General features: G+C 65.7%; 21 protein-coding genes. 5 read left to right on the top strand and 16 right to left on the bottom strand.

The features are described from left to right. Window positions 1–48 precede the first annotated feature (48 nt). Window positions 49–1,068, bottom strand: a complete 1,020-nt coding sequence (locus XH93_RS39735) for an LLM class flavin-dependent oxidoreductase (protein WP_194471613.1) — start codon at window positions 1,066–1,068, stop codon at window positions 49–51. A gap of 396 nt (window positions 1,069–1,464) precedes the next feature. On the opposite strand from XH93_RS39735, the gene metF reads away from it, so the two are divergent. The 3 genes from metF to maiA all read left to right on the top strand — a co-directional run bounded on the left by metF (window position 1,465) and on the right by maiA (window position 7,168). Further along, the gene (gene metF / locus XH93_RS39740) at window positions 1,465–2,370 is read left to right on the top strand and encodes a methylenetetrahydrofolate reductase [NAD(P)H] (RefSeq protein WP_194471614.1); all 906 of its coding nucleotides are present in this window, start codon (window positions 1,465–1,467) and stop codon (window positions 2,368–2,370) included. A gap of 3 nt (window positions 2,371–2,373) precedes the next feature. Next, complete coding sequence (metH, locus tag XH93_RS39745) at window positions 2,374–6,219, top strand: methionine synthase (RefSeq protein WP_194471615.1); 3,846 nt, start codon at window positions 2,374–2,376, stop codon at window positions 6,217–6,219. A gap of 289 nt (window positions 6,220–6,508) precedes the next feature. After that, entirely contained in the window at window positions 6,509–7,168 is a 660-nt protein-coding gene (maiA, locus tag XH93_RS39750) for a maleylacetoacetate isomerase (protein ID WP_194471616.1), read from the top strand. A 211-nt stretch (window positions 7,169–7,379) separates the two neighbouring features. On the opposite strand, the gene XH93_RS39755 is transcribed toward maiA, so the two are convergent. The 8 genes from XH93_RS39755 to XH93_RS39790 all read right to left on the bottom strand — a co-directional run bounded on the left by XH93_RS39755 (window position 7,380) and on the right by XH93_RS39790 (window position 18,238). Next, window positions 7,380–8,006: a glutathione S-transferase family protein gene (locus tag XH93_RS39755; protein WP_194475516.1), complete on the bottom strand. Its 627-nt coding sequence runs from the start codon at window positions 8,004–8,006 to the stop codon at window positions 7,380–7,382. A gap of 172 nt (window positions 8,007–8,178) precedes the next feature. Further along, entirely contained in the window at window positions 8,179–9,864 is a 1,686-nt protein-coding gene (locus XH93_RS39760; RefSeq protein WP_194471617.1) for a hypothetical protein, read from the bottom strand. A 228-nt stretch (window positions 9,865–10,092) separates the two neighbouring features. Next, a complete protein-coding gene (locus XH93_RS39765; protein ID WP_194471618.1) occupies window positions 10,093–10,686 on the bottom strand; it encodes an N-acetyltransferase in 594 nt (197 codons plus the stop codon). A 199-nt stretch (window positions 10,687–10,885) separates the two neighbouring features. Further along, the gene (locus XH93_RS39770; protein ID WP_194471619.1) at window positions 10,886–13,330 is read right to left on the bottom strand and encodes a penicillin acylase family protein; all 2,445 of its coding nucleotides are present in this window, start codon (window positions 13,328–13,330) and stop codon (window positions 10,886–10,888) included. Window positions 13,331–13,386: 56 nt separating this feature from the next. Further along, on the bottom strand, window positions 13,387–14,889 hold the full coding sequence (glpK, locus tag XH93_RS39775) for a glycerol kinase GlpK (RefSeq protein ID WP_194471620.1): 1,503 nt from the start codon (window positions 14,887–14,889) through the stop codon (window positions 13,387–13,389). A gap of 268 nt (window positions 14,890–15,157) precedes the next feature. Continuing rightward, window positions 15,158–16,183 carry a GDSL-type esterase/lipase family protein gene (locus tag XH93_RS39780; protein WP_194471621.1) on the bottom strand — a complete coding sequence of 342 codons (1,026 nt, stop codon included), beginning with the start codon at window positions 16,181–16,183 and terminating at the stop codon, window positions 15,158–15,160. Window positions 16,184–16,223: 40 nt separating this feature from the next. Further along, window positions 16,224–16,988, bottom strand: coding sequence for an SGNH/GDSL hydrolase family protein (locus tag XH93_RS39785; protein WP_139858209.1), 765 nt, complete (start codon window positions 16,986–16,988; stop codon window positions 16,224–16,226). Further along, entirely contained in the window at window positions 16,985–18,238 is a 1,254-nt protein-coding gene (locus XH93_RS39790) for an OpgC domain-containing protein (RefSeq protein WP_194471622.1), read from the bottom strand. The genes XH93_RS39785 and XH93_RS39790 overlap by 4 nt, the downstream gene beginning before the upstream one ends. 312 nt (window positions 18,239–18,550) lie before the next feature. Here XH93_RS39790 and apaG point away from each other — a divergent pair, with 312 nt between their 5' ends. After that, the gene (gene apaG, locus XH93_RS39795; RefSeq protein ID WP_139480335.1) at window positions 18,551–18,946 is read left to right on the top strand and encodes a Co2+/Mg2+ efflux protein ApaG; all 396 of its coding nucleotides are present in this window, start codon (window positions 18,551–18,553) and stop codon (window positions 18,944–18,946) included. 127 nt (window positions 18,947–19,073) lie between these two features. Here the strand turns inward: apaG and XH93_RS39800 are convergent, their stop codons facing one another. The 3 genes from XH93_RS39800 to XH93_RS39810 form a co-directional block, all read right to left on the bottom strand. Continuing rightward, window positions 19,074–20,075 carry an Hsp33 family molecular chaperone gene (locus XH93_RS39800; protein ID WP_139858213.1) on the bottom strand — a complete coding sequence of 334 codons (1,002 nt, stop codon included), beginning with the start codon at window positions 20,073–20,075 and terminating at the stop codon, window positions 19,074–19,076. A 113-nt stretch (window positions 20,076–20,188) separates the two neighbouring features. Then, window positions 20,189–21,115 (bottom strand): ornithine carbamoyltransferase, encoded by a 927-nt coding sequence (gene argF / locus XH93_RS39805; protein ID WP_139480337.1) that lies wholly within the window; start codon window positions 21,113–21,115, stop codon window positions 20,189–20,191. Then, window positions 21,115–22,320, bottom strand: coding sequence for an aspartate aminotransferase family protein (locus XH93_RS39810; RefSeq protein ID WP_172626646.1), 1,206 nt, complete (start codon window positions 22,318–22,320; stop codon window positions 21,115–21,117). The genes argF and XH93_RS39810 overlap by 1 nt, the downstream gene beginning before the upstream one ends. A gap of 485 nt (window positions 22,321–22,805) precedes the next feature. Between XH93_RS39810 and XH93_RS39815 the strand changes: the two genes are divergently transcribed. Continuing rightward, window positions 22,806–23,318 carry a GcrA family cell cycle regulator gene (locus tag XH93_RS39815; RefSeq protein ID WP_139480338.1) on the top strand — a complete coding sequence of 171 codons (513 nt, stop codon included), beginning with the start codon at window positions 22,806–22,808 and terminating at the stop codon, window positions 23,316–23,318. 84 nt (window positions 23,319–23,402) lie between these two features. Here XH93_RS39815 and phoB read toward each other — a convergent pair whose 3' ends face one another. The 4 genes from phoB to pstA all read right to left on the bottom strand — a co-directional run bounded on the left by phoB (window position 23,403) and on the right by pstA (window position 26,708). Next, window positions 23,403–24,113 carry a phosphate regulon transcriptional regulator PhoB gene (phoB, locus tag XH93_RS39820; protein WP_016844067.1) on the bottom strand — a complete coding sequence of 237 codons (711 nt, stop codon included), beginning with the start codon at window positions 24,111–24,113 and terminating at the stop codon, window positions 23,403–23,405. Window positions 24,114–24,227: 114 nt separating this feature from the next. After that, the gene (gene phoU, locus XH93_RS39825; protein ID WP_139480340.1) at window positions 24,228–24,944 is read right to left on the bottom strand and encodes a phosphate signaling complex protein PhoU; all 717 of its coding nucleotides are present in this window, start codon (window positions 24,942–24,944) and stop codon (window positions 24,228–24,230) included. Window positions 24,945–25,047: 103 nt separating this feature from the next. Continuing rightward, window positions 25,048–25,866, bottom strand: coding sequence for a phosphate ABC transporter ATP-binding protein PstB (pstB, locus tag XH93_RS39830; protein WP_194471623.1), 819 nt, complete (start codon window positions 25,864–25,866; stop codon window positions 25,048–25,050). Beyond that, window positions 25,863–26,708 (bottom strand): phosphate ABC transporter permease PstA, encoded by an 846-nt coding sequence (gene pstA / locus XH93_RS39835; protein WP_194471624.1) that lies wholly within the window; start codon window positions 26,706–26,708, stop codon window positions 25,863–25,865. The genes pstB and pstA overlap by 4 nt, the downstream gene beginning before the upstream one ends.

Here is a 26,708-nt window from a genome sequence, read left to right on the forward strand (position 1 = left end):
GGCGAAAGCCGACATAACAGTTGCCGGCCTTCGCCGGGACGACAGTCGTTATGCGGCCACCTTCTTCGTCAGCCCGAACGCCTCCGCGAGCAGGCTGTACGACTTCTTCCTCGCCTCGTGATCATACACCGCAGTGATCACCATCAGCTCATCCGCCTGCGTCGCCGCGATCAGCGGCTGCAGTTTTGCCAGCACGGTCGCGGGGCTGCCGACGAAGAAGCGGGCGCGGTTGCGCGCGATCGCGGCGCGCTCGGCGTCGGTGTAGGGATAGGCTTTTGCCTCCTCGACGCTGGGCAGCGGCAGATACTGGCCGCGGTCGCGGCGCAGGCGGTTGAGATCCATCGACAGCGCGAGCTCTTCCGCTTCGGCATCGGTCTCCGCCACGACGGCCGCGACCGCCAGAATCGCCTGCGGCGCCGCGCGCCAGCCTGACGGCGTGAAATGCGCGCGATAATTGGTCATCGCCGCGACCGCGTCGTGGGTGGCGAAATGATGCGCGAACGCAAAACCCATCCCGACCTGCGCGGCGAGTTCGGCGGAATAATCGCTCGAACCGAGCAGCCAGATCGGCGGCAGCGGCGAGTCGTCCGGCATCGCCACCACATTGTTGTAGGGATGGCCGGCCGGGAAATCGCGGGTCTCCCACAAGGTCAGCTCGTGCAGCCGCTCGAGGAAATCGTCGCCCTCGCGCTTGTCGAGCCGGCTGCGCAGCGCGTAGGCGGTGGCGCCGTCGGTGCCGGGGGCGCGGCCGAGACCGAGATCGATGCGGCCGGGAAACAGCGCCTCCAGCATCTTGAAGCGCTCGGCGACCACCAGCGGCGCGTGGTTGAGCAGCATCACGCCGCCGGAGCCGACCCGGATGTGCCGGGTCACCGCCGCGATCTGCCCGATCATCAGGTCCGGCGCCGGGCTCGCGACCGAGGCGAGGTTGTGGTGCTCGGCCAGCCAGTACCTGACATAGCCGAGGCCATCGACATGGCGCGCCAGATCGATGCTGTTGCGCAGCGCCGCGGCCGGCTTGGTGCCGGTGGTGACGACGGAAAGGTCGAGAACGGAGAGCGGAATCATGGCGCTGAACCTAGTGGCGCCCCGCGGGCCGACAAAGCCCTCCGCTGTGCAGATCAGGCCCGCGCCGGAGGGCCGGTGTCGCGGCGTTGACGGCCCCACCTCTTGGGACGAAATAGGACCGTTTATTGACGGTCTAATCTAGCCCACATCCGATAGATGGCGCAGGCTCGAGCCACAAGCATATTTACGCAATAATTTCAATTAATTACGCAAACGACGCAGCGAACATCTTGCCCACAAATTCTCACTCATGAGAGAATTGATTGCAAAGCATTTTACAATAATGGGCAATTTCCCATGTGCGATGGGCTGTTTCGGACGGCCGGTTTCGCCTATCTTGGGGGCTCCATATCCAGGCGAGACATCTGCCCACCTGCTGCGGAGCCCTTGCGTATCATGACCGAGACCGTTTCTCCCGTGTCGAATGGGCATCGTGCGCCCAAAATCTCCTTCGAGTTCTTCCCGCCGAAGACCGAGGAGATGGAGCGCAATCTGTGGGAGACCATCAACCGCCTGGCGCCGCTGACGCCGAACTTCGTGTCGGTCACCTATGGCGCCGGCGGCTCGACCCGCGAGCGCACCCATTCGACCATCACCCGCATCCTGCGCGAGACCGACCTGCTGCCGGCCGCGCATCTGACCTGCGTCGGCTCCTCGCGCGGCGAGATCGACGAGATCGTCGACCGCTATCACGAGGTCGGCGTCCGCCACATCGTCGCGCTGCGCGGCGATCCGCCGGCCGGCATCGGCACGCCCTATTTCACCCATCCCGACGGCTACCAGAGCTCGGCCGAGCTCGTCGCCGGAATCAAGAAGCGCCATCCCGATATCGAGATTTCGGTCTCCGCCTATCCCGAGAAGCATCCGGAAGCCGCCAGTTTCGACACCGACATCGACACGCTTAAGGCCAAGGTCGACGCCGGTGCGAACCGCGCGATCACCCAGGTGTTCTTCGACAACGATCTCTATTACCGCTACGTCGACCGGGTGCGGGCGCGCGGCATCGATATCCCGATCGTGCCGGGCATCATGCCGATGCACAATTTCAAGCAGGCGCGCAATTTCGTGACTCGCGCCGGCACCAGCGTGCCCGACTGGCTCGCGGAAAAATTCGACGGCCTCGACAATGATGCCGAGACGCGCAAGCTGGTGGCCGCGACGGTCGCCGCCGGCCAGGTGCAGAAGCTGGCCAAGCACGGCGTCGACACCTTCCACTTCTACACCATGAACCGCGCGGACCTGGTGTTCGCGATCAGCCATCTGCTCGGCATCCGGCCGCATGGCGCCCAGAAAGCCGCCTGAACCATGACTGTACCCGTTTCTCCCAAGCGTTCTGCTTTGCTCGCGGCTGCCCGCGAGCGCATCCTGGTGCTCGACGGCGCCATGGGCACGATGATTCAGGGTCTGCAATTCGACGAGGCCGCGTTCCGCGGCGCGCGCTTTGCGGACTTCCATCGCGACATCAAGGGCAACAACGATCTGCTGATCCTGACCCAGCCCGAGGCGATCACCGACATCCACGCCGCTTATCTGCGCGCCGGCGCCGACATCGTCGCCACCAACACCTTCTCCTCGACCTCGATCGCGCAGGCCGACTACGATATGTCGGACCTCGCCTATGAACTGAACCTGCAAGGCGCGCGGCTGGCCCGCGCCGCGGCCGAGCGCGTGTCGGCCGAAGACGGCAAGCAGCGCTTCGTCGCCGGCGCGCTCGGCCCGACCAACCGCACCGCCTCGATCTCGCCCGACGTCTCCAATCCCGGCTATCGCGCGGTCACCTTCGACGATCTGCGCAAGGCCTATGGCGAGCAGGCCCGCGGCCTGCTCGACGGCGGCGCCGATCTGCTGCTGGTCGAGACCATCTTCGACACGCTGAATGCCAAGGCGGCGCTCTATGCGATCGCCGAGATCATCGAGGAGCGCGGCATCGACGTGCCCGTGATGATCTCCGGCACCATCACCGACAAGTCCGGCCGCCTGCTCTCCGGACAGTTGCCGGAGGCGTTCTGGCATTCGGTGCGGCACGCGAGGCCCGTGACCATCGGCTTCAACTGCGCGCTCGGCGCCGAGGATCTGCGCGCCCATATCGCCGATATCGGCCGCGTCGCAGATACGCTGGTGTGTGCGTACCCGAACGCCGGCCTGCCAAACGAGTTCGGCCAGTATGACGAGACGCCGGACTACATGGCGCGGCTGATCGGCGAGTTCGCCGCCGCCGGCCTCGTCAATATCGTCGGCGGCTGCTGCGGCACCACGCCGGACCATATCGCCGCGATCGCCAAGGCCGTCGCGCCGCACAAGCCGCGCGTCGTGCCCGAAATCGGACCGCGGCTGAAGCTGTCCGGCCTCGAGCCGTTCACGCTGACGGACGCGATTCCGTTCGTCAACGTCGGCGAGCGCACCAACGTCACCGGCTCGGCCCGCTTCCGCAAGCTGATCACCGCGGGCGACTACACCGCCGCGCTGCAGGTGGCGCGCGACCAGGTCGAGAACGGCGCCCAGGTCATCGACGTCAACATGGACGAGGGCCTGCTCGACTCCGAAAACGCGATGGTGACGTTCCTCAACCTCGTCGCCGCCGAGCCCGACATCGCGCGCGTGCCCGTGATGGTCGACTCCTCGAAATTCCATGTCATCGAGGCCGGCCTGAAGTGCATCCAGGGCAAGCCGATCGTGAACTCGATCTCGCTGAAGGAAGGCGAGGAGAAGTTTCTGCACGAGGCGACCGCCGCCAAGCGGCACGGCGCCGCCGTGGTCGTGATGGCGTTCGACGAGACCGGCCAGGCCGACACGTTCAAGCGCAAGACCGAGATCTGCAAGCGCGCCTACGACATCCTGGTCGGCCAGCTCGACTTCCCGCCCGAGGACATCATCTTCGATCCGAATATTTTCGCGATCGCGACCGGCCTCGAGGAGCACAACAATTACGGCGTCGACTTCATCGAGGCGACGCGCTGGATCCGGCAGAACCTGCCCGGCGCGCATATCTCGGGCGGCGTGTCCAATTTGTCGTTCTCGTTCCGCGGCAATGAGCCGGTGCGCGAGGCGATGCACTCGGTGTTCCTGTATCATGCGATTCACGCCGGCATGGACATGGGCATCGTCAATGCCGGGCAGATGATCGTCTATGACGACATCGATGCCGAGCTGCGCCAGGTGTGCGAAGACGTCATCCTCAACCGCGATCCCGGCGCTTCCGAGCGGCTGTTGGCGCTCGCCGAAAAATTCCGCGGCAAGGAGAAGCAGACCAAGGAAGCTGATCTCGCCTGGCGCGAATGGCCGGTCGAGAAGCGGCTGAGCCACGCGCTGGTGCACGGCATCACCGAGTTCATCGAGCAAGACACCGAGGCCGCGCGGCAGAACGCCGCTCGCCCGCTCGACGTCATCGAGGGGCCGCTGATGGCCGGCATGAACGTGGTCGGCGATCTCTTCGGCGACGGCAAAATGTTTTTGCCGCAGGTCGTGAAGTCGGCCCGCGTGATGAAGCAAGCGGTCGCCTATCTGATGCCGTTCATGGAGGAGGAGAAGGCGCGCAACCTCGCCAATGGCGTCACCGGCGGCCGCAACGCCGCGGGCAAGATCGTGCTCGCGACCGTGAAGGGCGATGTCCACGACATCGGCAAGAACATCGTCGGCATCGTGCTCCAGTGCAACAATTTCGAGGTGATCGACCTCGGCGTCATGGTGCCCGCCGCCAAGATTATCGAGACCGCCAAGGCCCAAGGCGCCGACATCATCGGCCTGTCCGGCCTGATCACGCCTTCGCTCGACGAGATGAGCTTCCTCGCCGGCGAGCTGGAACGCCAGGGCATGAACGTGCCGCTGCTGATCGGCGGCGCCACCACGAGCCGGGTGCACACAGCGGTGAAGATCGACCCGAACTACAAGAGCGGGCCGGTGGTGCATGTCAACGACGCCAGCCGCGCGGTCGGCGTCGCCTCCTCGCTGCTGTCGGCTGAGAAAAAGCAGGCCTACGCCGCAGAGGTGCGCGCCGAATACGCCAAGATTTCCGCGGCACATTTCCGTGCCCAGGCCGACAAGAAGCGGCTCAAGCTCGCTGAGGCCCGCGCCAACAAGGTCGCGATCGATTTTGCCAAGGCGCCGCCGACCAAGCCGGCGTTCTTCGGGCTGAAGAGCTTTGATGCCTACGATCTGGCCGAGCTCGCCGACTACATCGACTGGACGCCGTTCTTCCAGACCTGGGAGTTGACCGGGCGTTTTCCGGCGATCCTCGACGATCCCAAGGTCGGCGAGGTCGCCCGCTCGCTGTATGACGATGCGCGCAAGATGCTGGGTCGCATCATCGCGGAAAAATGGTTCACCGCCCGCGCCACCATCGGCTTCTGGCCGGCAAACGCCGTCGGCGACGACATCGAGGTCTATGCCGACGACACCCGCAAGCAGAAGATCGCGACCTTCCACACGCTGCGCCAGCAGCTCGAGAAGCGCGAGGGCCGCTTCAACGCCGCGTTGTCCGACTTCATCGCGCCGAAGGAGACCGGCGTGGCGGACTATATCGGCGGCTTCGTCGTCACCGCCGGAATCGGCGAGGACGCGGTGGCCGACCGCTTCAAGAACGCCAATGACGACTACTCCTCGATCCTGTGCAAGGCGCTGGCCGACCGCCTCGCCGAAGCCTTTGCCGAGCGCATGCACCAGCGCGTCCGCAAGGAGTTTTGGGGCTACGCGCCGGGCGAGACCTTCTCGTCGGACGAACTGATCCTCGAGAAATACGACGGCATCCGCCCCGCACCCGGCTATCCGGCGCAGCCCGACCACACCGAGAAGCAGACGCTGTTCGCGCTGCTCGACGCCGAGAACACCGCGGGCGTCAAGCTGACCGAGAGCTTTGCGATGTGGCCGGGCTCCTCGGTCTCCGGGCTCTATTTCAGCCATCCCGAGAGCTTCTATTTCGGCGTCGGCAAGATCGAGCGCGACCAGGTCGAGGACTATGCCGCGCGCAAGAGCATGACGGTCGCCGAAGTCGAGCGCTGGCTCGCACCGGTGCTGAACTACATCCCGTCGCAGGACGCGAAGGAGATCGCGCCGGCCGCGACACCGGCCAACGACGTGGAACTGGCCTCACATCCGAAGGGCTGCACCTGCGCCGTGCACCTGGCCTGGCGCAAGAAGGCGGTCGGCGCGGGCTAACTCTCCTTCCCTTCTCCCCTTGTGGGAGAAGGTGGCGCGGACGCAGTCCGCGACGGATGAGGGGTCTCCATCCGCGGAGACAGACCCCTCACCCCGCTTCGCTACGCGAAGCGACCCTCTCCCACAAGGGGAGAGGGAAAGCACCGCGCCTCTCCAAGACGTGTCATCGCCGGGCTTGACCCGGCGATCCATCTTCAGGGAAATGTCTCTCCAGTCGATGGATGCCCGGGCATCGGGTGCGAAGACGCGCTTCGCGCTTTTGCCCGCGGCATGACGAGCGGAGTGCCCCATGAAATTCTTCTCCTTCTGGCGGTCGCTGGCGAGCTTTCGGGTACGGATCGCGCTCAACCTGAAGCAGGTGCCGGCCGAAGTCGTGTTCGTCGACATCGATGCCGACGCGCATCGCGCTGACGCCTATCGCAAGCTCAATCCGCAGATGGCGCTGCCCGCGCTGGTCACCGATGACGGCGATGTGCTGTTCCAGTCGCTCGCCATCGTCGACTATCTCGACGAGACCTTTCCGAACCCGCCGCTGCTGCCGGCCGATCCGCTCGGCCGCGCCCGGGTGCGCGGCCTGGCATTGATCGTCGCCTGCGAGGGCCATCCACTGTTGACGCCGCGGGTGCGGCGCTATCTCGACCGCGAGCTCGATCTGCGCGACAGCCAGCAAAGCGCCTGGCGCCGGCACTGGACCGTCGAGACGCTGGCCGCGCTGGAAGGCCATCTCGCCGGCCACACGGCGACCGGCCGGTTCTGCCACGGCGACGCGCCCGGCCTCGCCGACATCTGCCTGGTCAGCCACGTCACCGCGGCGGTCAACCAGCAGATCAGCCTCGCGCCATGGCCGACAGTGAAGCGCATTCATGAAACCGCCATGGCGCTGCCGGCGTTTGCGAAAGCCCATCCGTCCGCGCAGCCCGACACGCCGGAGGCGATGCGGGCGAAATAGCCCGCGCGCTGCTATGAGTCCCGTCATCCTGAGGTGCGAGCCTCTTCGGCGAGCCTCGAAGGATGCACGGCCCCGCTGGTGGCCGATTCATCCTTCGAGGCTCGCAAGAGCTCGCACCTCAGGATGACGGGTTGGCTTGCTCAGCTTGCTCGGTGTCATCACCCGGCTTGACCGGGCGATGACAGTTTTGGGTGGGGACGCAACCGATCCCCTAACCGCTCGGCGGCGCCAGCGGCTGGACGATCTCCTGGAACGGCGGCAGCGCTTCGCAGCGTGTGGCGTGGGCCTTCAGCACGGTGTAGCGCGCGTCGAATAGGTGCGGATGCGCCTCGCCGGTGAAGCGCAGCGCACAGGCGACCGCGATGTCGGCATGGCCGATGCGCTCGCCGAGCCAATAGGGCGCAGCCACAGCCGCGCGCTCCTGCTCCAGCACGGCGAGCACGCCGGTGATCTGCGCCTCGCAGCGCTCGACCCACAGCTTGAGCTGCTCCTTGCGCAGCACCCGTTCATAGATCAGGCTCACCGCCTTGTCCGCGAGCCCGGTGGCAAGCGCAATGATGCGCAGATGCCGGCGCCGCTCGGCGCCGGAGCGCGCGAGCATCGCCCGCTCCGGCCCGACCAGCTCGTCGAGATAATCCAGGATCGCGCCGCTCTCGATCAGCGCCTCGCCGTCATCGAGCACCAGCGCCGGCACCCGCCGCAGCGGATTGTAGGCCGCGACCTGCTCCGCATCGCCGAAGGTCGACCATGGCTTGTGCTCGAAAGGCAACCCGTAGAGCCGCAGTGCAATCGCGGTGCGGCGGACGAAGGGCGAGTCGTACTGGCCGATCAGGAACATGTTTGAACACTCATCGTTGCCGGGCTCGACCCGGCAATCCATCGCTCCTCTGAAGATGCTTGGATGCCGGGGTCAAGCCCGCGCTTCATGGATGCGATTGGCGGGTTGCGCTTTGCAGCATCCTAGCCGAGTTGCGTCGCCTTGCAACAAGGTGAGCGCTCCGGCTCGCATTTCATGCAATCGTCGTCAATGTGAAGGCGTCCCAGCCGCTCCAGTCAATGCCGTCGAAGGCGCGGACATACATGGTCTCCGTGCCGGTCGCGGAGCCGCCGCGCAGCCAGATTTGCGACACGTCGCTCGCCGCGACCGTGAGCGTCGAGTTCGCCGGCTGCTGGCCGGTGCCGAGGTCGCTCCAGATGTAGCCGCTGGTCGCGCCGGCACCGCCGTCCCAGAACTGATACTGCGTCACCGCATCGCCTTCTGAATCGAAATACGACAGCCAGTTCGTCACCCGCGTCCATTCATTCAAATGCAGCGAATGGTCGGCGATGTCGGCGACAGGCGCGGTGTTCGTCACGGTGTCAAACTGGAAGGAGTCCCAGAGCCCCCAGTCGTGCCCGTCAAAGGCGCGCACCCACATGGTCTCGCTGCCAGTCGTCGATCCGCCGCGCAGCCAGATTTGCGACAGGTCGCTCGCCGCGACCGTGAGCGTCGAGTTCGCCGGCTGCTGGCCGGTGCCGAGGTCGCTCCAGATATAGCCACTGGTCGCGGCCGCGCCGCCGTCCCAGAGCTGGTACTGCGTCACCGCGTCGCCGTCCGCATCGGAGGAGGACAGCCAGTTCGAGGCGCGAACCCATTGGCCGACATGCGCCGTATGATCGGCAATGCTGGCAACCGGCGCCACATTCTGAGACGTCAATGTGAACGAGTCCCAGTTGCTCCAGTCATGACCGTCGAAGGCGCGCACCCACATCGTCTCGCTGCCAGTCGTCGATCCCCCGCGGATCCAGATTTGCGACAGGTCGCTCGCCGCGACCGTGAGCGTCGAGTTCGCCGGCTGCTGGCCGGTGCCGAGGTCGCTCCATATGTAGCCACTGGTCGCGGCCGCGCCGCCGTCCCAGAACTGATACTGGGTCACCGCGTCGCCGTCCGCGTCGGAATAGGACAGCCAGTTCGACACCGGCGACCACTGGTCGACGTGCACCGTATGATCGGCAATGCTGGCGACCGGTGCAGTGTTCGGCTGCGTCGTCAGGGTGAACGAGTCCCAGTTGCCCCAGTCGTGGCCATCGAAGGCGCGCACCCAGAACGTTTCGCTACCGCTGGCCGATCCACCGCGAATCCAGATCTTGTCGAGATCGGACGCGGCGACGTCGAGCACCGTGTTCGGCGCCTGCTGGCCTGTGCCGAGATCACTCCAGAGATAGCCGCTGCTGGTCGACGTCCCGCTGTCCCAGAACTGATAACGCGTGGCGGCATCGCCATCCGCGTCGGAATAGGAGATCCAGTTCGAGGCATGCGTCCATTCGCCGATGCGCACGGTGTGATCGCTGACGGTGGCGACGGGCGCCGTGTTCGGCACGGTCGTCAGGGTGAACGAGTCCCAATTGCCCCAGTCCGTGCCGTCAAAGGCCCGCACCCACATGGTCTCGCTGCCACCAACCGCTCCGCCGCGCACCCAGATCTTCGACAGATCCGCAGCATTGATTTCAAGCGTCGTGTTCGGCGCAAGCTGTCCGGTGCCGGCATCGCTCCAGATCAATCCACTATCGGCAGCGGCGCCGCTGTCCCAGAACTGATACTTGACCGCCGGATTGCCATTGACATCCAAATAGGTCAGCCAATTGCCGATTTGATTCCAGGCGAGCGTCCGCACGGAATTATCGTTGATCGTTGCGACAGGCGGAGTATTCGCCATGGCTTCGCTCCTTCTCGCAATGCTTGTTGCCTTGATCGCTTTCCTTTTGAAACTGCTCGCACTATCCGCCACTGATCGTCCGCGATGACGACTTCGAAAACATGTCGTGCGGCCGGAAAATCGACTTCAGGCGTGCTTTAATTCGGCTTCATTGAAACCCGACGCGGCCTTGGCGATGGAACTTGGGGCAATGTCTCGTGGGGCTCAAGCCGGCGTCGACGCCGACATCTACGTGATCACCGGCACATGTCGCGCCACATCGCGCGGCGCGCTGCCGTCGAGCCGCGGGTCGTCGGCGACCTCGACCTGGCGGCGGAACGGGCGAAACCCTGACCGCTGGTAGAACGCCACGGCCGCCGGGTGGTCGAAGGTGCAGGTGTGCACCCAGACTCGTTGCACGCCGCTGCGCCATGCCTGCTCCAGCGCGCGGTTCATCAGGAAGCGGGCGGCGCCGGCGCCGATGAATTTTGCGGTGACGCCGAAATAGACCAGCTCGCATTGGCCGCTTTCGCGGAAATCGAGCTCGAGCAGGCCTTCGTCGCAGCCGTCGACGACCAGCGCGTAGACCTCGATGCCGGGAGGGCGGATCACCGCGGCAAGACCGGCGTCATCGAGCCGAGTGCGGGAGAACCACAGCCACTCGTCGCCGACGCGGCGGTAGAGCTCGCGGTACCAGTCGAGCGCGGGCTGCTCGACACGGCGCAGGCCCCAGGCGCCGGGCGGATCGTCGCGCCGTGGCGGGCGGGCAGTCATCTCCAGATGGGTGACGACGGCGGCGATCTTGCCTTGGGGAACGTCGGAGTAGCCGTCGGGCAGCATCATTGGACGCATCCTTCAACGAGCAGACGAAAACCAAAGTCGCAGCGGGATCGCGCTCCCTCGCCCCGCCCTTGCGGGGAGAGGGTTGGGTGAGGGGCTGCTTCCGCGCATACGGAGACAGGGAAACTGTGGAGACTCCCCCTCACCCGGATTGCTGCGCAATCCGACCTCTCCCCGCAAGCGGGGAGAGGTGAAGTGGGAATCACCTCGGCGTCAGCGTGATCGCCTGCGCGGTCGCGCCTTCGACGGCGGTGCGGCTGTAGAGCAGCGGGACGTACTGGCCTGCCGCCCACAGCGGCGCGAGGTCGCGGTAGTGGCCGCTGAAGGGGTCGCCGGACTGGCCGGGCGTGTTGATGGTGCGGCTCGCATCCCAATTGCCGACGTCGAGCACCATGCGGAACGAGGCGCCCGACAGCAGATGATAGTCGGCGCGGCGGTAGGTGGCGGCGCGCGGCACGTTGGCGGCGCCGCCGAAGGCCAGCGGACCGACCAGCATCTGCGTTGCGGTAGCCTTGTCGGCGATCGGCATCAACGCGTGATCGAATTTTGCGACGTGCAGGCGGCCCCAGCGCCACATCGAGGCATCGGGCCCGAGCTTCTCGGTGACGTCGGCGACGGCTTCGCCGAGACTGTCGCGCAGCACGCGGTCGCGCTCCGCCGCCGGATTGCTGCCGAGCGCGGCATCGGGTTTTTCGACGTAGTCGACGATCGCGGAGATGCTGGAGGCTTCCGGCGCGATCAGCTCGGCGGCCTTCGGCGCCGCGGTTTTCAGCAGCACCGGGCCGAGGTGGTTGGCGATCCAGACCTCGTAGACCGCGGCGGCCGCGCTGTCCGCCGTGTCGCGCGCGTCCCACGCCTTGAGAAGATCGAGGCCCTTCTTGACGTTGGCATCATCGGATGTCAGCGGCTTCAGCAGCGCGACGAGACGCCGCGCGAGCATGCCGGTGTCGTCGTTCTGCAGGTCCATCGCGTCCGCCAGCGTCACCTTGCTGTCCTTCTCCAGCACCTCGGTGATGCGCTGCCAGCGCGCGCTGTCGGCCCATTCGAAGCCGACCTTGCGCTCGCTGACGGGATAGTCGGCCGGCAGGTTCATCTGGTTGGCGGTGGCGATAAAACCCTGCTTCGGCTGATAGGATTTCGGCAGCTCGTCGAGCGACAGAAAGCCGTTCCACTCGTAGCGGCCGTCGCCGGGCACCGGCATCAGGCCGTCATAGCCGGCGCGGCGCGGCGTCTTGCCGGCGGCGACCCAGCCGATATTGCCTGACGTGTCGGCATAGACCTGGTTCTCCGACGGCGCGCCCCAGCGCCGCATCGCACCGAGAAAGCCGTTCCAGTTCTTCGCGGTCATGTAGTCGGACGAGCCGAAATAGGCCGAGGTGCCGGGCTCGAACCAGATCGAGCGCACCGCGAAGGCGCGCTTGTTGTCGGTGTCGACATAAACCACCGGGCCGTGGCGGGTGAATTTCAGCTCGAGGTCGCGATCGGCCTCGCCCTTGACCTGCTCCTTCTCGTGCACGATGCGCATGTCCTCCCAGCCCGAACCGTAGCGATACTGGTTCGGGTTGGCGGGGTTGAGCTCGTAGACGTAGAGATCTTCCTGGTCGACGTTGAAGATGGTCAGCCCGAACGCGATGGTGCCGTTGTGGCCGATCGAGATGCCCGGCAGCGCCGGCTCGCCGGCGCCGATCACGGAGATGCCGGGCGCATTGAGGCCGACGATGTAGCGCAGCGACGGCACCGAGTGCTCGCGATGCGGATCATTGGCGAGGATCGGGCGGCCGGTCGCGGTGCGTGACGACGCGATCACCCAGTTGTTGGAGCCGATGGTGTCACGCTGCTGGTCGGCCTCGGCGAGAAAGGTGTCGGGATCGTGAGCCTGCGCGGCCTTCTGGTCCTTTGGCGCGGCGAACTTCACCGGGCGCGTGGCAAGATCGTAGGCCGCGAGCACCGCCTTCGGCACGCTGCAGGGATCGAGCCCGTCGGGGACCTTTGTGGTCCAGGCCGGCTCCAGCTTGACGCGGAAGCGGTCGGCCTCGAGGCCGCTGGCGCAAGCGACCAGCGAACGCTTGACCTCGGAAGCGACGTTGCGGGTCAGGCCGTGGCTTCTGATCCGCACGACGTCCTCCGCCGTCCACGGGTCCGGCATGGTGCCGGCGATCCTGAACTCGATCGGCAGCGGGCGCTTGCCGGCCCTGACGTCGGCGACATAGGTGTTGACGCCGGCGACGAACGCCTCCGCATAGGTTTTCGCCTTCGGGCCGTAGGCGGCCCACTCCGCATTCATGTCGCCGCGATAGAGAAACAGGCGCAGCGCCTTGTCCTGCGCGGCATAGGCCGGACCGAAATCCTTGGCCAGCAGGCCGAGCCCGCGCTTGCGCCAGAGATCGATCTGCCAGAGCCGGTCGCGCGCGGCATTAAAGCCCTGCAGGAAGAACAGGTCGTGCTCGTTACCGGCATAGATGTGCGGGATGCCCCAGACATCGACCAGGATCTGGGCCGGCGCCTTCAGCCCGGCGACGTCGGTCTTGATTTGGCGCGCGGATGAGAGCGCGTTGTCCTTCTCGCGCGCCGCGGCGGGCGCGGCGAGCAGCGCGGCGCAGAGCGCGGCGCTCAGCAGCTTGGCGACCCGGTTGAAATCCGTGTTCATGTTGTTTTCTCCCATGGTTGTTATTGTTTGAAGACCCGCGCTTTTCCGCGCAGGGCTCATTCCCCCTCGTCGCTCGCCAGCACGCCTTTCACCGCGCGGGCCCAGCCGGCGAGCTTGCGCTCGCGCGTCGCCTGGCTCATCGCTGGCTTGAAGCGATGCTCGAGCCGCCAGTTGTCGGCGAATTTTGCCGGCTCCGGATAGACGCCGGCCTCGAAGCCGGCGAGATAGGCGGCGCCCAGCGCCGTGGTCTCCTGGATCATCGGACGGTCGACCGGAGCGTCGAGCAGGTCGGCAAGACGCTGCATGGTCCAGTCGGAGGCGGTCATGCCGCCGTCGACGCGCAGCACGGTGTTGGCGGCGGTGGCCTCCGGCCAGTCGGTGCGCATCGCGGCCCACAGGTCAAAGGTCTGGTAGCAGACGCTCTCCAGCGTCGCATGCGCGATCTCGGCCGGGCCGGTGTTGCGGGTCAGCCCGATCAGCGCGCCGCGCACGCGCGGATTCCAGTACGGCGCGCCCATGCCGACGAACGCCGGCACCAGGTAGACGCTCTGCATGCCGTCCGCCTTGTCGGCGAGCGGCCCGGTCTCGGCGGCCTGCTTGATGATGCCGAGGCCGTCACGCAGCCACTGCACCGCGCTGCCGGCGACGAAGATCGAGCCTTCCAGCGCATAGGTGCGTTTTCCGGCTAGCTGATAGGCGATGGTGGTGAGCAGCTTGTTCTTCGAGGCGACCGGCGTGGTGCCGGTGTTGAGCAGCGCGAAGCAGCCGGTGCCATAGGTCGATTTCATCATGCCGGGCTCGAAGCAGGCCTGGCCGATGGTCGCGGCCTGCTGGTCGCCGGCGATGCCGGAGATCGCGATCGGGCCGCCGAACAGATCGGCGGTGCTCTCGCCGAAGCGCGCCGACGAATCCTTCACCTCGGGCAGCATCGAGCGCGGCACGCGCAGCAGTTTTGTCAGCTCGTCGTCCCAGGTGCCGGTGTGGATGTTGAACAGCAGCGTGCGCGAGGCGTTGGTGGCATCGGTCGCGTGCACCTTGCCGCCGGTGAGACGCCACAGCAAATAGCAGTCGACGGTGCCGAACAACAATTCGCCGCGCTCGGCGCGCTCGCGCGCGCCCGGCACGTGGTCGAGGATCCAGGCGACTTTTGTCCCCGAGAAATAGGGATCGATGATCAGGCCGGTCTTGGCCGAGATCGCGGGCTCGTGGCCCTCAGCCTTCAGCTTGGCGCAGATGTCGGCGGTGCGGCGGTCCTGCCAGACGATGGCGCGGTGCACCGCCTGCCCGGTGGCGCGGTCCCACACCACGGTGGTCTCGCGCTGGTTGGTGATGCCGATCGCGGCGATGTCCTTTGCCTTGAGGCCGGCCCGCTCCAGCGCGTCGCGGCACACCATCACGGTGGAGGTCCAGATGTCCTCCGGCTCGTGCTCGACCCAGCCGGAGGCCGGAAAATGCTGCGGAAATTCCTGCTGCGCGACGGCGGCGATGGAGATGTCGCTGCGGAACACCATGGCGCGCGACGAGGTGGTGCCCTGATCGATGGCCAGCACGAAAGACATGGGCGTTTTCCCTTGGTCTCGACGGGATTTTATCAGGGGCCAAGGGAGCGGATTACCGCGGCAACGTCAAGCAGGAGCGACGCTGTTGCGTCGACTGCGACACTCCAACCCGTCATCCCCGCGCAAAGGCTTCGCCTTTGTCGCTGGAGGCGCGAGCCCTTGCGAGCCTCGAAGGATGCACGGCCACCAGCGGGGCCGTCGCCCCTTCGAGGGCCGCTGAAGAAGCGGCCACCTCAGGGTGACGGTGAAAGAGCGGGCAGAAGCCCGCTTACATCGGCCGATACGTGCGCACATCCGCCGGCACGTTGACGCCGATCTTGATCTGGCCGACCGAGCGGATGATGTCGTCGCCGAGCAGCTGCGCGAAGCAGGCGTAGCCCCAGTCGTTCATGTGCAGGCCGTCGGCGGTGACGAAATCGTTGATCGGGATCGCCTGCTTCTCGTGCCAGTCGCGCATCACCTCGAAGCGCGGGAACAGGCCGACATGGCGCAGCGCGGCGATGCGGCCGAGCAGCTTGACCATGCCCCGCGCGCTCTCGGGCCGCTCGGTGACGCGCGGCGAATATTGCGGATCGACTAGCACGACATCGGCGCCGGCGGCCTGGATGCGCGCCACGCCGTCCTCGACCTGCTTGCCGGTCTCGGCCGGATCGAGGTTGCGCAAGAGCGCGTTGGTGCCGACCTGCCAGATCACCATGTCGGGATGCACGTCGATCACTTCGGTCTGCAGCCGCCGCATCATCTCCGGTGCGTCCTCGCCGCCCTTGCCGCGGTTGAGCACGGTGATGTCGGCCGACGGATATTGCCGCTTCAGCTGCGCCGCGAGCCGGTTCGGATAGGTGAATTCCGGCGCCGACGAGCCGTAGCCTTCGGTCGAGGACGAGCCGAACGCGATGATGACGACCGGCTTGCCGGCCGCGAGCTTGGCCGCGACATGCGGCAGCGAGCCGGTGGTGTTCGGCACGCCCTTGGGCTGCTGGCAGGGCACGCGGTGGAAGATATCGGTGGCGGATTTCGCGGCCTGCTTGAACTTGTCGAGCGCCTTTTCGGCGATACCCGGATGCGGCGAACTGGCGGCATCAGACTTGGTTGCGTCAGGCTTGGTTGCGTCAGGCTTGGCGGCCTCGGCCTTAACGGATTCAGGCTTGGCGCCCGGCGCCAGCGCGGCGTGTTGATCGACCTGCGCCTGCGCGGTCTGCGCGCACGATGGTGCGACCGGCATCAGCAGCGCGAGCCCGGCGACCGCGCACACGGCTCGCGATGTGATCGGACGAAAAGGGAAGTCAAAACGCATCAACTCTACTTCCTCTAACTCTCTCTAATTCCAGTACGCTCTAATTCTGCTGCACCGGACCGAGATGGGCCGCATCGATGACGAATTTCGCCAATGCGCGGCCGAGACACGCATGCACCTTCTTGGCCAGGTCGACACCGTGCGAGGTGCTGAACAGGTCAAAATACCCCGCATCGCTCCACTGCTTCATGATCGCGAAGCGGTCGAACAGCGGCACCTCGAGCTGCGTCGCCACCACCTTCATGTTGTCCAGATAGGGCGGCGCCGAGATCATGGTTTCGGTACGCGGGCTGTACTGCAGATTGACCAGCACCACGTCGGTCCCGGCGTTCCGCAACGCAGCAAGGCCATCGTGGATGGCGGCACGGAAATCGTCGGGATCAATCGCTCGCATAGCATCGACCGTTCCGGTCTGCCAGATAACCAAAGTAGGCTTCTTAGCCTCAACAAGCTTAACAAGAGTTCCTGCGGTATCCTCGGCGGTGCTCTTTCCCTGTAGTTCTACGGATAGATCGACCGTGGCCGACGGCAACGCCTCCTTCAGCGCCGCCTGCAGCTTGGCCGGGTAGGCGCTCGGCTCGTTGCCGAGGATGGTCGAGGAGCGGCTGCCGACCACGAGCACGCTGAGCGGCCGGTTGGCCTTGACGGCCTCCGTGACCTTCGGCAGCGCGTTTTCGGTGGACAGGAGATAGGCGGGCACTTCGCAGGGAGGCGGCGGCTCGGCCGTGTCGCCGGCGCGCGCGGGCGCGGCCGCCAGCGAGGCGGCAAGCAGCGTCAGGCCCAGCATCGTCCACGCGGACTTCATGCTTCCCCTCCCGCCAGATCGGCGTTGCCGCCGGCGCCTTTTTTCGAAGCGCCTTTGTCGGCAGAGTGCTTGTACCACGAAATGATCCACGCCATGCCGCACATGATGAGGATGCCGGCGACGCTGATCAAGGCGTGCAGCACGGCACCGCCCGACACTTCGGCAAGCACGAAATGACCGGCAAAGGCGAGGAAGACCCCGAGGCAGAATATCTCAAGCGAATGCTGGCCACACAGGATCAAAGGTCGCAGCCAGGGCGATTTCAGCCCCGGCCAGTCCTTCGGCAGGAAGCGCACGGTCAGCGCCGCGAGCGCCAGGAAGTGCGCGAAGCGCAACACGTCCAGGTCGGTCTTGTTGATCGGATACATCCACTGCTCGATCACCTTGGGCATGATGTGGCCGAGCTGCGGCACGTACCAGGTCAGCGTCACGAAGAACGCCGCGACCAGATAGGCGATGCAGATCCACATCGTGATGTTCGACGACAGGATGCGCGACATCCGCCGCGCGCCGCCGAGCGCGCACCAGGCGCCGAACACGAACAGCAATTGCCAGGCGAACGGATTGAACGCCCAGAACCCGTTCGGATAGGCCGACAGATAGAGATCGAACTGCCAGGTCACCGCGTAGAGCACGACCGACAGGCCGAGCGTGACGTCGGGCTTCCACTTCATCAGCCACAGGATCAGCGGCAGGAACAGCATCAACACGATATAGAGCGGCAGCACGTCCATGTTGACGGGGCGGAAGCGCAGCAGCAGCGCCTGCACGATGGTGACGTCGGGCTGCTTGAGGAAGTCCATGATCCCCATCTCTTCGGTGTAGAGCGGGTTCTCGAACGAGGTCGCGACATAGGAGATCTCGGCGAGGAAGATCGTGAACAGGAAGACATGGGCGACGTAGATCTGCCAGACCCGGCGCAGGATGCGCGCAGTCGCGATCAAAAAGCCCGCCTCCAGCATGGCGCGGCCGTAGACGAAGGCCGCGGTGTAGCCGGAGATGAAGATGAAGATCTCGGTGGCGTCGGAGAATCCGTAGTTGCGGATCGTCAGCCAGGTCAGGAGATTGGTCGGCAAGTGGTCGATGAAGATCAGCCATAGTGCGAGGCCGCGAAACAGGTCGAGCCGGAGCTCGCGCTCGCCCGCCGCGGGCAGCGTGATCGCCGGCGACGCCGCGGCGGCCTTTGCCTTCGCCTCGGCTTTGGCCTCAGCCACCGGCGAACCGGCTATGGGATCGGCAATCGAGCTCATCAAGCACCAAAGCGGCTCTGGAAGTCGGGCGCGCCCTGAAAAGATAATATCGGCCCGCGATTTGCGGACAAAGCACTGAGTGCGGCGGCATGCCGGCGGGGCTTTAGGACGGAACTATGTTGAAACCGCGATTGCAGGCGCGGCCTGTACCGGCTTTTTGCCCCGGCTTTTCGTCCGGTTTTTCACGGCCAGCCAAGCGATTGGTTCCGGTGGACGAATTCGCTATGATAAGCCGCCTGTTTGAGCACGATCGCAACAGAAAACCGCACCGCGCTTTCCGAATCGTGCTTTGAGACCACCGGATTGAGCCTGATGTACCGTGCCGTTACCCGCCAGATCGAAGTCACCGTCGAGCCGAACTTCATGCCGGATCGCTCGTCGGTGGGGCGCGAGTATTTCTGGTCGTATACGATCGTGATCACCAATTCGGGCCCGGAGACGGTGCAGCTGCGCACCCGGCACTGGATCATCACCGATGCCACCGGCCGCCGCCAGGAGGTGCGCGGCGAGGGCGTGGTCGGCGAACAGCCGGTGCTCGCGCCCGGCGAGCGCTTCGAGTACACCTCTGGCGTGCCGCTGTCGACGGCCTCCGGCTTCATGACCGGCAGCTACCAGATGGTCAACGAAAGCGGCGAGCGGTTCGACATCGACGTGCCGACGTTTTCGCTGGATAGCCCGAGCCCGGACGGCAAGCGGGTGTTGAACTGAGGCCTGCGTAGCAAATGCGGACAGTGCGTAGCCCGGATGCAGCGCAGCGCAATCCGGAACAGCATCATTCGCGGTTGGAGCGCCCCGGATTTCGCTTCGCTGCATCCGGGCTACGTTAACGAGCGTCCTACTCCACGCCGGCTTCGTCCGGCGTGAATTCATACACCGACGAGCAGAACTCGCAGGTCACGACGACCTTGCCGTCCTTGACCATGTCGGCGCGGTCTTTTGGCGCAAAGCTCTTCAGCATCGCGGACACCGCATCGCGCGAGCAGGAGCACTGCGCGCGCAGCTGCTGCGGGGTGAAGACGCGGACGCCGCGCTCGTGGAACAGGCGGTAGAGCAGCCGTTCGCCGGACAGATCCGGATCGATCAGCTCGACATCCTCGACGGTCGAGATCAGCGACTGACCTTCGACCCAGGCGTCGTCGTCCGGCACCGCGTGCGCAACCGTTCCCTCCGGCGCGTCGCCGGGATGCAGATCGGCCTGCTTGGCGCGCTCCGGTGACTTCGGCAGGAATTGCAGCAAAATGCCGCCGGCGCGCCAGTGCAGCTTGCCGCGCTCGCCGCCGCGCATCTCTTCGCCGACCGCAAGACGCACCCGGGTCGGGATCTGCTCGGAGCGCAGGAAATATTCGTGCGCGGCGTCCTCGAGGCTGCCACCGTCGAGCGCCACCAGGCCCTGGTAGCGGCTGGTGTTGGCGCCCTGATCGATGGTCATCGCCAGATGGCCCTTGCCGAGCAGCTGGCCCGAGGTCTGGCCGTTCTTGATGCGTGACGCATCGTAGCGCGCATAGGCACGCAGCCGATCCGGCGCCTGGAAGTCGACGATCAGCAGCGAGACCGGACCGTCAGTCCGGGTCTGCAGGATGAAGCGGCCCTCGAACTTCACGGAGGAGCCGAGCAGCGTCGTCAGCACGATCGCCTCGCCGAGCAGCTTGCCGACCGGCGGCGGATAATCGTGCTTGTGCAGGACCTCGTCGAGCGCGGGGCCGAGCCGGGTCAGCCGTCCGCGCAGATCCAGCGCGCCGACCTCGAAGGCCAGCACGGCATCGTCAACAGGAACCGCCGATGGCGCGCGGATTGGCGCCTCGGCCGTGATTTTGATGTCGGGGGATTGTGAAACCATGGCGCTCTATCTGGGGTCTCGGACCATGAAATAAAGGGGTTCACGCGAACACAGAGATCGTCGTCCCGGCCTAGTGCGCAATTGCGCACTGGGCCGGGACGACAGCGTTATTGCTACGCCACCGCGTCGAAACACCAGGCCAGAATGCCCTTTTGCGCATGCAGGCGGTTTTCCGCCTCGTCGAACACGACGGATTGCGGGCCGTCGATCACCTCGTCGGTGACCTCCTCGCCGCGATGCGCGGGCAGGCAGTGCATGAACAGTGCGTCGGGTTTCGCAAGCGACATCAGCTTGGCATTGACCTGATAGGGCCGCAGCACGTTGTGGCGGTGCTCGCCCTCCTTGTCGCCCATCGACACCCAGGTGTCGGTGACGACGCAGTCGGCGCCGCGCACCGCGGCCTCCGGGTCGGTGCCGAGTACGATCGGCGCATTCGTCGCCTTGATCCAGTCCCGCATCGGCTTCTTCGGCGCGAGCTCCGGCGGGGTCGCGACATTGAGCTGGAACTTGAAGCGCTCGGCGGCGTGCGCCCAGGAGGCCAGCACGTTGTTGTCGTCGCCGGTCCAGGCCACCGTCTTGCCCTCGATCGAGCCGCGGTTTTCCTCATAGGTCATGAGGTCGGCCATCACCTGGCAGGGATGCGAGCGCCGCGTCAGCCCGTTGATCACGGGAACGGTGGCGTGGGCGGCAAGCTCGAGCAGCGCATCGTGATTGAGGATGCGGATCATGATCGCATCGACATAGCGCGACAGCACGCGCGCGGTGTCGGCGATGGTCTCGCCGCGGCCGAGCTGCATCTCGGCACCGGTCAGCATGATGGATTCACCGCCAAGCTGGCGCATGCCGACGTCGAACGACACCCGCGTGCGGGTCGACGGGCGTTCGAAGATCATCGCCAGCGTCTTGCCCTCGAGCGGCTTCCTGGCCTTCTCGTGCGCCTTGCGCTGCGCCTTCATGGCGGCGCCGGCCGACAGCATGTTGCGCAGCTCGGCGAGCGGCAATTCGTTGATGTCGAGGAAGTGACGGACCGACTTGCTCATTACCCCGCCGCCTTCTTCGGCTGCGCCGACAGCGCAGCGCAGGCGCGCTCCAGCGCGGCGATCGAGTGGTCGATCTCGGCCTCGGTGACGATCAGCGGCGCCAGGAAGCGGACGACGTTGTCGCCGGCGCCGACGGTGAGCAGTTTTTCGTTGCGCAGCGCGGCAATGAGGTCACCCGAGGGCACCACCGCCTTGACGCCGATGAGGAGACCCTCGCCGCGCACTTCCGACAGCACGCCGGGAAAGCGGTCGACCGCGGAGGCGAGCTTCTGCTTGAGCAGCAGCGACACCTTCTGCACGTGCTCGAAGAAGCCAGGCTTGAGCATGACGTCGAGGACGGCATTGGCCGCGGCGACCGCGAGCGGATTGCCGCCGAAGGTCGAGCCGTGCGAGCCGGGCGCCATGCCCTCGGCGGCCTTGGCGCTCGCCAGCACCGCGCCGATCGGGAAGCCGCCGCCGAGCGCCTTCGCCAGCGACATCACGTCCGGCGTGACGCCGGTGCGCTTGTAGGCGAACAACTCGCCGGTTCGGCCCATGCCGGTCTGCACCTCGTCGAAGGCGAGCAGCAGGCCGTGCTCGTCGCAGAGCTGGCGCAGCGCCTTGAAGAAGGCCTGCGGCGCGCCGCGCACGCCACCCTCGCCTTGCACCGGCTCGATCAGGATGCCGGCGGTGTGCGGGCCGATCGCCTTCTTCACCGCCTCGATGTCGCCATGCGGCACCTGGTCGAAGCCGTCCATCGGCGGGCCGAAGCCTTCGAGATATTTCGCCGAGCCGGTCGCCGCGAGCGTGCCCAGCGTGCGGCCGTGGAACGCGCCTTCGAAGGTGATGATGCGGTAGCGCTCGCCATGTCCCTTGGAGAAATGGTGGTGGCGCACCAGCTTGATCACGCCCTCCATCGCCTCGGCGCCGGAATTGCAGAAGAACACGTAGTCGGCAAAGCTCTGCTCGCAGAGCCGCGCCGCCAGCGCCTCGCCGTCCGGGCTCTTGAACAGGTTCGACATGTGCCAGAGCTTGGTCGCCTGCTCCTGCAGCGCCTTGACCAGATGCGGATGGGCATGGCCGAGCGCGTTCACCGCGACGCCCGAGGTGAAGTCGAGATAGCGGTCGCCGTTGGTTGCGATCAGCCAGGCGCCCTCGCCGCGCTCGAAGCCGAGATCGATCCGGGCAAAGACGGGGAGCAGGTGCGACGTGGCGCTGTTGGTCATGGCGATCACTGACGGGTTTGAGGCCGACAATTGCCGCGCGCCTTGACGCCAGCGCAGCAACGGCCAGCTTCGGAAAACAAAAACGTGCCGCCTTGCGGGCAGCACGTGCGGGGCATTCTATGCTGCGCCCGGTCCGTGTCAATCGCCACGAAGTGGCCTTCCTGCAATGCGAAACGCATGCAATCCGGAGTATTCCGGAGCAGTGGAAAAGCCTGATTGCAAGGCTTAAATGTTGGGAACATGTGGACGCGCTGCCGCGGACTCTTGCGCCAGAGTCACGCCATATTGTAGCGTTTGGCCTGTCGGGTACGACATCTCGTGCGGCAGTACTGGACCCTCTTAGTAGCCATTTGTTCTGCGTGAACGTTCGGGCGCAACAGCACGCCCGGCGAGGGCTAAGGGATTCTGACCGCGGGGATTTTGACAGATTTGGCTCGCAGCGCCGCTCCCATCACCGGCCGGCGCACCGCGAAAGGAAGAATGCGATGACGGTATTGACCTGGTCCGACGATCGCGTCGAGCAGCTGAAGAAGCTCTGGGAGAGTGGCCTCTCCGCCAGCCAGATCGCGGCGGAACTCGGCAATGTGACGCGAAACGCCGTGATCGGCAAAGTCCATCGGCTCGGCCTGTCCGGCCGCGCCAAGGCGCCCTCCACCGCCGCGCCGCGGCAGCGCAAGGCCCGTCCCGCCCAGCACATGATGCGGGTGGCGCGCCCGGTCTCGCGCGGCAACACCGCGCTGGCGCAGGCTTTCGAGGTCGAACTCGAGCCGGATCCGATCGCCTACGACAACGTGGTGCCGATGAGCCAGCGGCTGTCGCTGCTGGAGCTGAACGAGGCCACCTGCCATTGGCCGGTCGGCGATCCCTCGAGCCCGGAATTCTTCTTCTGCGGCGGCAAGGCGCTCACCGGCCTGCCCTATTGCGCGCACCACTCGCGCGTCGCTTACCAGCCCGCCGGCGATCGCCGCCGGCCGTCGAACAAGCCGCAGCTCAAATAGGCCGACGACGAAACCAGCGACGACGTCAAAAAAGAAATCCCCGCGAAGGCGGGGATTTTTTTGTTGCAGCGGTCGGACCGGGCCTTACGGCTGCGGCTCGGCCTTGGCAAAACGGTCGTCGAGGGCGTAGCCGGCGCCGCGCACGGTGCGGATCGGATCCTGCTCGCGGCCCGGATTGAGCAGCTTGCGCAGGCGGCCGATATGCACGTCAACGGTCCGCTCGTCGATATAGATGTCGCGGCCCCAGACGCTGTCGAGCAGCTGCTCGCGGCTGAACACGCGGCCGGGATGCTCGAGGAAGAATTCGAGCAGCCGATATTCGGTCGGGCCGAGATCGATCGGGCGGCCGGAGCGCGCAACGCGGCGCTTCTCTCGGTCGAGCTCGATGTCGCCATAGGTCAGCACGGTGGCGAGCCGCTCGGGGCTGGCGCGGCGCAGCAGGCCCTTCACCCGCGCCAGGAGCTCCGGCACCGAGAACGGCTTGACGATATAATCGTCGGCGCCGGTGGCCAGCCCACGCACCCGCTCGCTCTCCTCGCCGCGCGCGGTCAGCATGATGATCGGCAGCTGCTTGGTCTCGGGACGTGCCCGCAAGCGGCGGCAGAGCTCGATGCCGGACAGGCCCGGCAGCATCCAGTCGAGCACCACGAGATCGGGAACGCGCTCCTTGAGGCGGGTGTCGGCATCGTCGCCGCGCCCGACCGTTTCGACATCGTAGCCTTCCGCGTCGAGGTTGTAGCGCAACAGCGTTGTCAGCGCTTCCTCGTCTTCGACTACCAGAATGCGTGCGCTCATCGGTCTAAGTTCTCTCTATCTTGATCCGTTGCCCAGACGCAAAACCGAAACGCTCATCGTCCTGATGAGCACGATCTTGTCGGAAAACCGGTACCCACTTTTCCGGATCGTGCTTCAGTTACCCGGCACCGTGGTCGCAAAGTTGGTCATGTCGCCCTTCGGGCGCTTGTCGGTGATTTGCTGGCCCTCGATCATGTAGAACACGGTCTCGGCGATGTTGGTGGCGTGGTCGCCGATCCGCTCGATATTCTTGGCGCAGAACATCAGGTGGATGCAGAACGAGATGTTGCGCGGATCTTCCATCATGTAGGTGAGCAGCTCGCGGAACAGCGAGGTGCAGATCGCGTCGACCTCCTCGTCGCCCTTCCAGACGTTCATCGCCGCCGGCAAATCGTGCGCGGCGTAGGCGTCGAGCACCGACTTGACCTGCGACAGCACGAGGTCGGTCATGTGCTCGAGGCCGCGGATCAGCTTCAGCGGCTGGAAATCGCTCTCCAGCGCCGCGACGCGCTTGCCCATGTTCTTGGCGAGGTCGCCGATCCGCTCGAGGTCGGTGGCCACCCGCATCGCGCTGACGATCTCGCGCAGGTCGATCGCCATCGGCTGGCGCCGCGCGATCGTCAGCACCGCGCGCTCTTCGATGACGCGCTGCAGGCTGTCGATCTCGATGTCGGCGGCGACCACGCGCTTGCCGAGCGCGACGTCGCGGCGGATCAGCGCATCGACCGACTCGGTGATCATGCGCTCGACCAGGCCGCCCATCTCGGCGACCAGGCGGGTCAACTCCTGCAGGTCGCTGTCGAATGCCTTGGCGGTATGTTCAGAAGCCATCGCTTGTCTCCTTCGATCATAATCCCAAGAGGATCACGATCTCATGCCTTCATTTCAGCCTGATCTCGGCGGGAAACCATCCCCGCTTTTTTCCGATCAGGCGTTAGCCGAACCGACCGGTGATGTAGTCCTGGGTGCGCCGATCGCTCGGCGAGGTGAAGATCTTGTTGGTGTCGTCGAACTCGATCAACTCGCCGAGATACATGAAGGCGGTCTTGTCGGAGACGCGCGCCGCCTGCTGCATGTTGTGGGTCACGATCGCGATCGTGTAGTCCTCGGACAGTTCCTGGATCAGCTCCTCGACCTTGGCGGTCGAGATCGGATCGAGCGCCGAGCACGGCTCGTCGAACAGGATCACCTCGGGCCGCACCGCCACCGTGCGCGCGATGCACAGGCGCTGCTGCTGGCCGCCGGAGAGCGACAGGCCGGAGGCGTTCAGCTTGTCCTTGACCTCGTTCCACAGCGCGCCGCCGCGCAGCGCCTTCTCGACCCGGCCGTCCATCTCCGACTTCGAGATCTTCTCGTAAAGGCGGATGCCGAAGGCGATGTTCTCATAGATCGTCATCGGGAACGGCGTCGGCTTCTGGAACACCATGCCGACCCGCGCCCGCAGCAGGTTGAGGTCGAGCTTGGCGTCGAGGATGTTGGTCTGGTCCAGCATCAGCTGGCCGACCGCGCGCTGGCCCGGATAGAGATCATACATCCGGTTGAAGATGCGCAGCAAGGTCGACTTGCCGCAGCCCGACGGGCCGATGAACGCCGTGACGCGGTTGGTGCCGAGCGTCAGGTTGATGTTCTTCAGCGCGTGGTGCTCGCCATAATAGAAGTTGAGGTTGCGCGCCGTAACCTTCGGCGCGGCTTCCGGCAGCGGCGCCTGGGGAACGTGGCCGGCGGCGGTGGTCGAAATCGAAAGCTCGGTCATTTTGCGGCCCTTTCGGCACCAAGGATACGCGCGCCGATATTCAGCGCGAGCACGGTAAAGGTGATCAGCAGTGCGCCGCTCCAGGCCAACTCTTTCCAGTAGGCGTAGGGGCTTTGCACGAAGTTGTTGATGGTCACCGGCAGGTTGGCCATCGTCTTGTTCAGGCTCAGGCTGAAGAACTGGTTCGACAGCGCGGTGAACAGCAGCGGCGCGGTCTCGCCGGCGACGCGGGCGGTCGCCAGCAGCACGCCGGTGATCAGACCCGACCGGGCGGCACGGTAGGCGATCCGCTTGATCACCAGCGAGCGCGGCAGGCCGAGCGCGCTTGCCGCCTCGCGCAGCGGATTGGGCACCAGCAGCAGCATGTCCTCGGTGGTGCGCAGCACGACCGGGATGACGATGACGGCGAGCGCGAGCGCGCCGGCGATCGCCGAGAAGCCGCGCATCGGCACCACCACCGCGCCGTAGATGAACAGGCCGATGATGATCGAGGGGGCGCTGAGCAGGATGTCGTTGATGAAGCGGATCACCGAGGTCAGCTTGTCATGCTTGCCGTATTCGGCAAGGTAGGTGCCGGCGAACAGGCCGAGCGGCGCGCCGATGCCGACCCCGATCACGGTCATGATGACCGAGCCGACGATGGCGTTGAGCAGGCCGCCTTCGGTCGAGCCGGGCGGCGGCGTGTTCTGGGTGAACAACTGCACGCTGAGGCCGGCGATGCCGTTGTAGAGCAGCGTCAGCAGGATCAGGGCCAGCCAGGTGACGCCGAACGCGGCGGCAGCGAAGCAGAGCGCGCGGATGATGATGTCGTTGCGGCGGCGGGATTTGTAGATCGGGTTCAT

Source organism: Bradyrhizobium sp. CCBAU 51753, assembly GCF_015291565.1.
Classification (GTDB): Bacteria; Pseudomonadota; Alphaproteobacteria; order Rhizobiales; family Xanthobacteraceae; genus Bradyrhizobium; species Bradyrhizobium ivorense.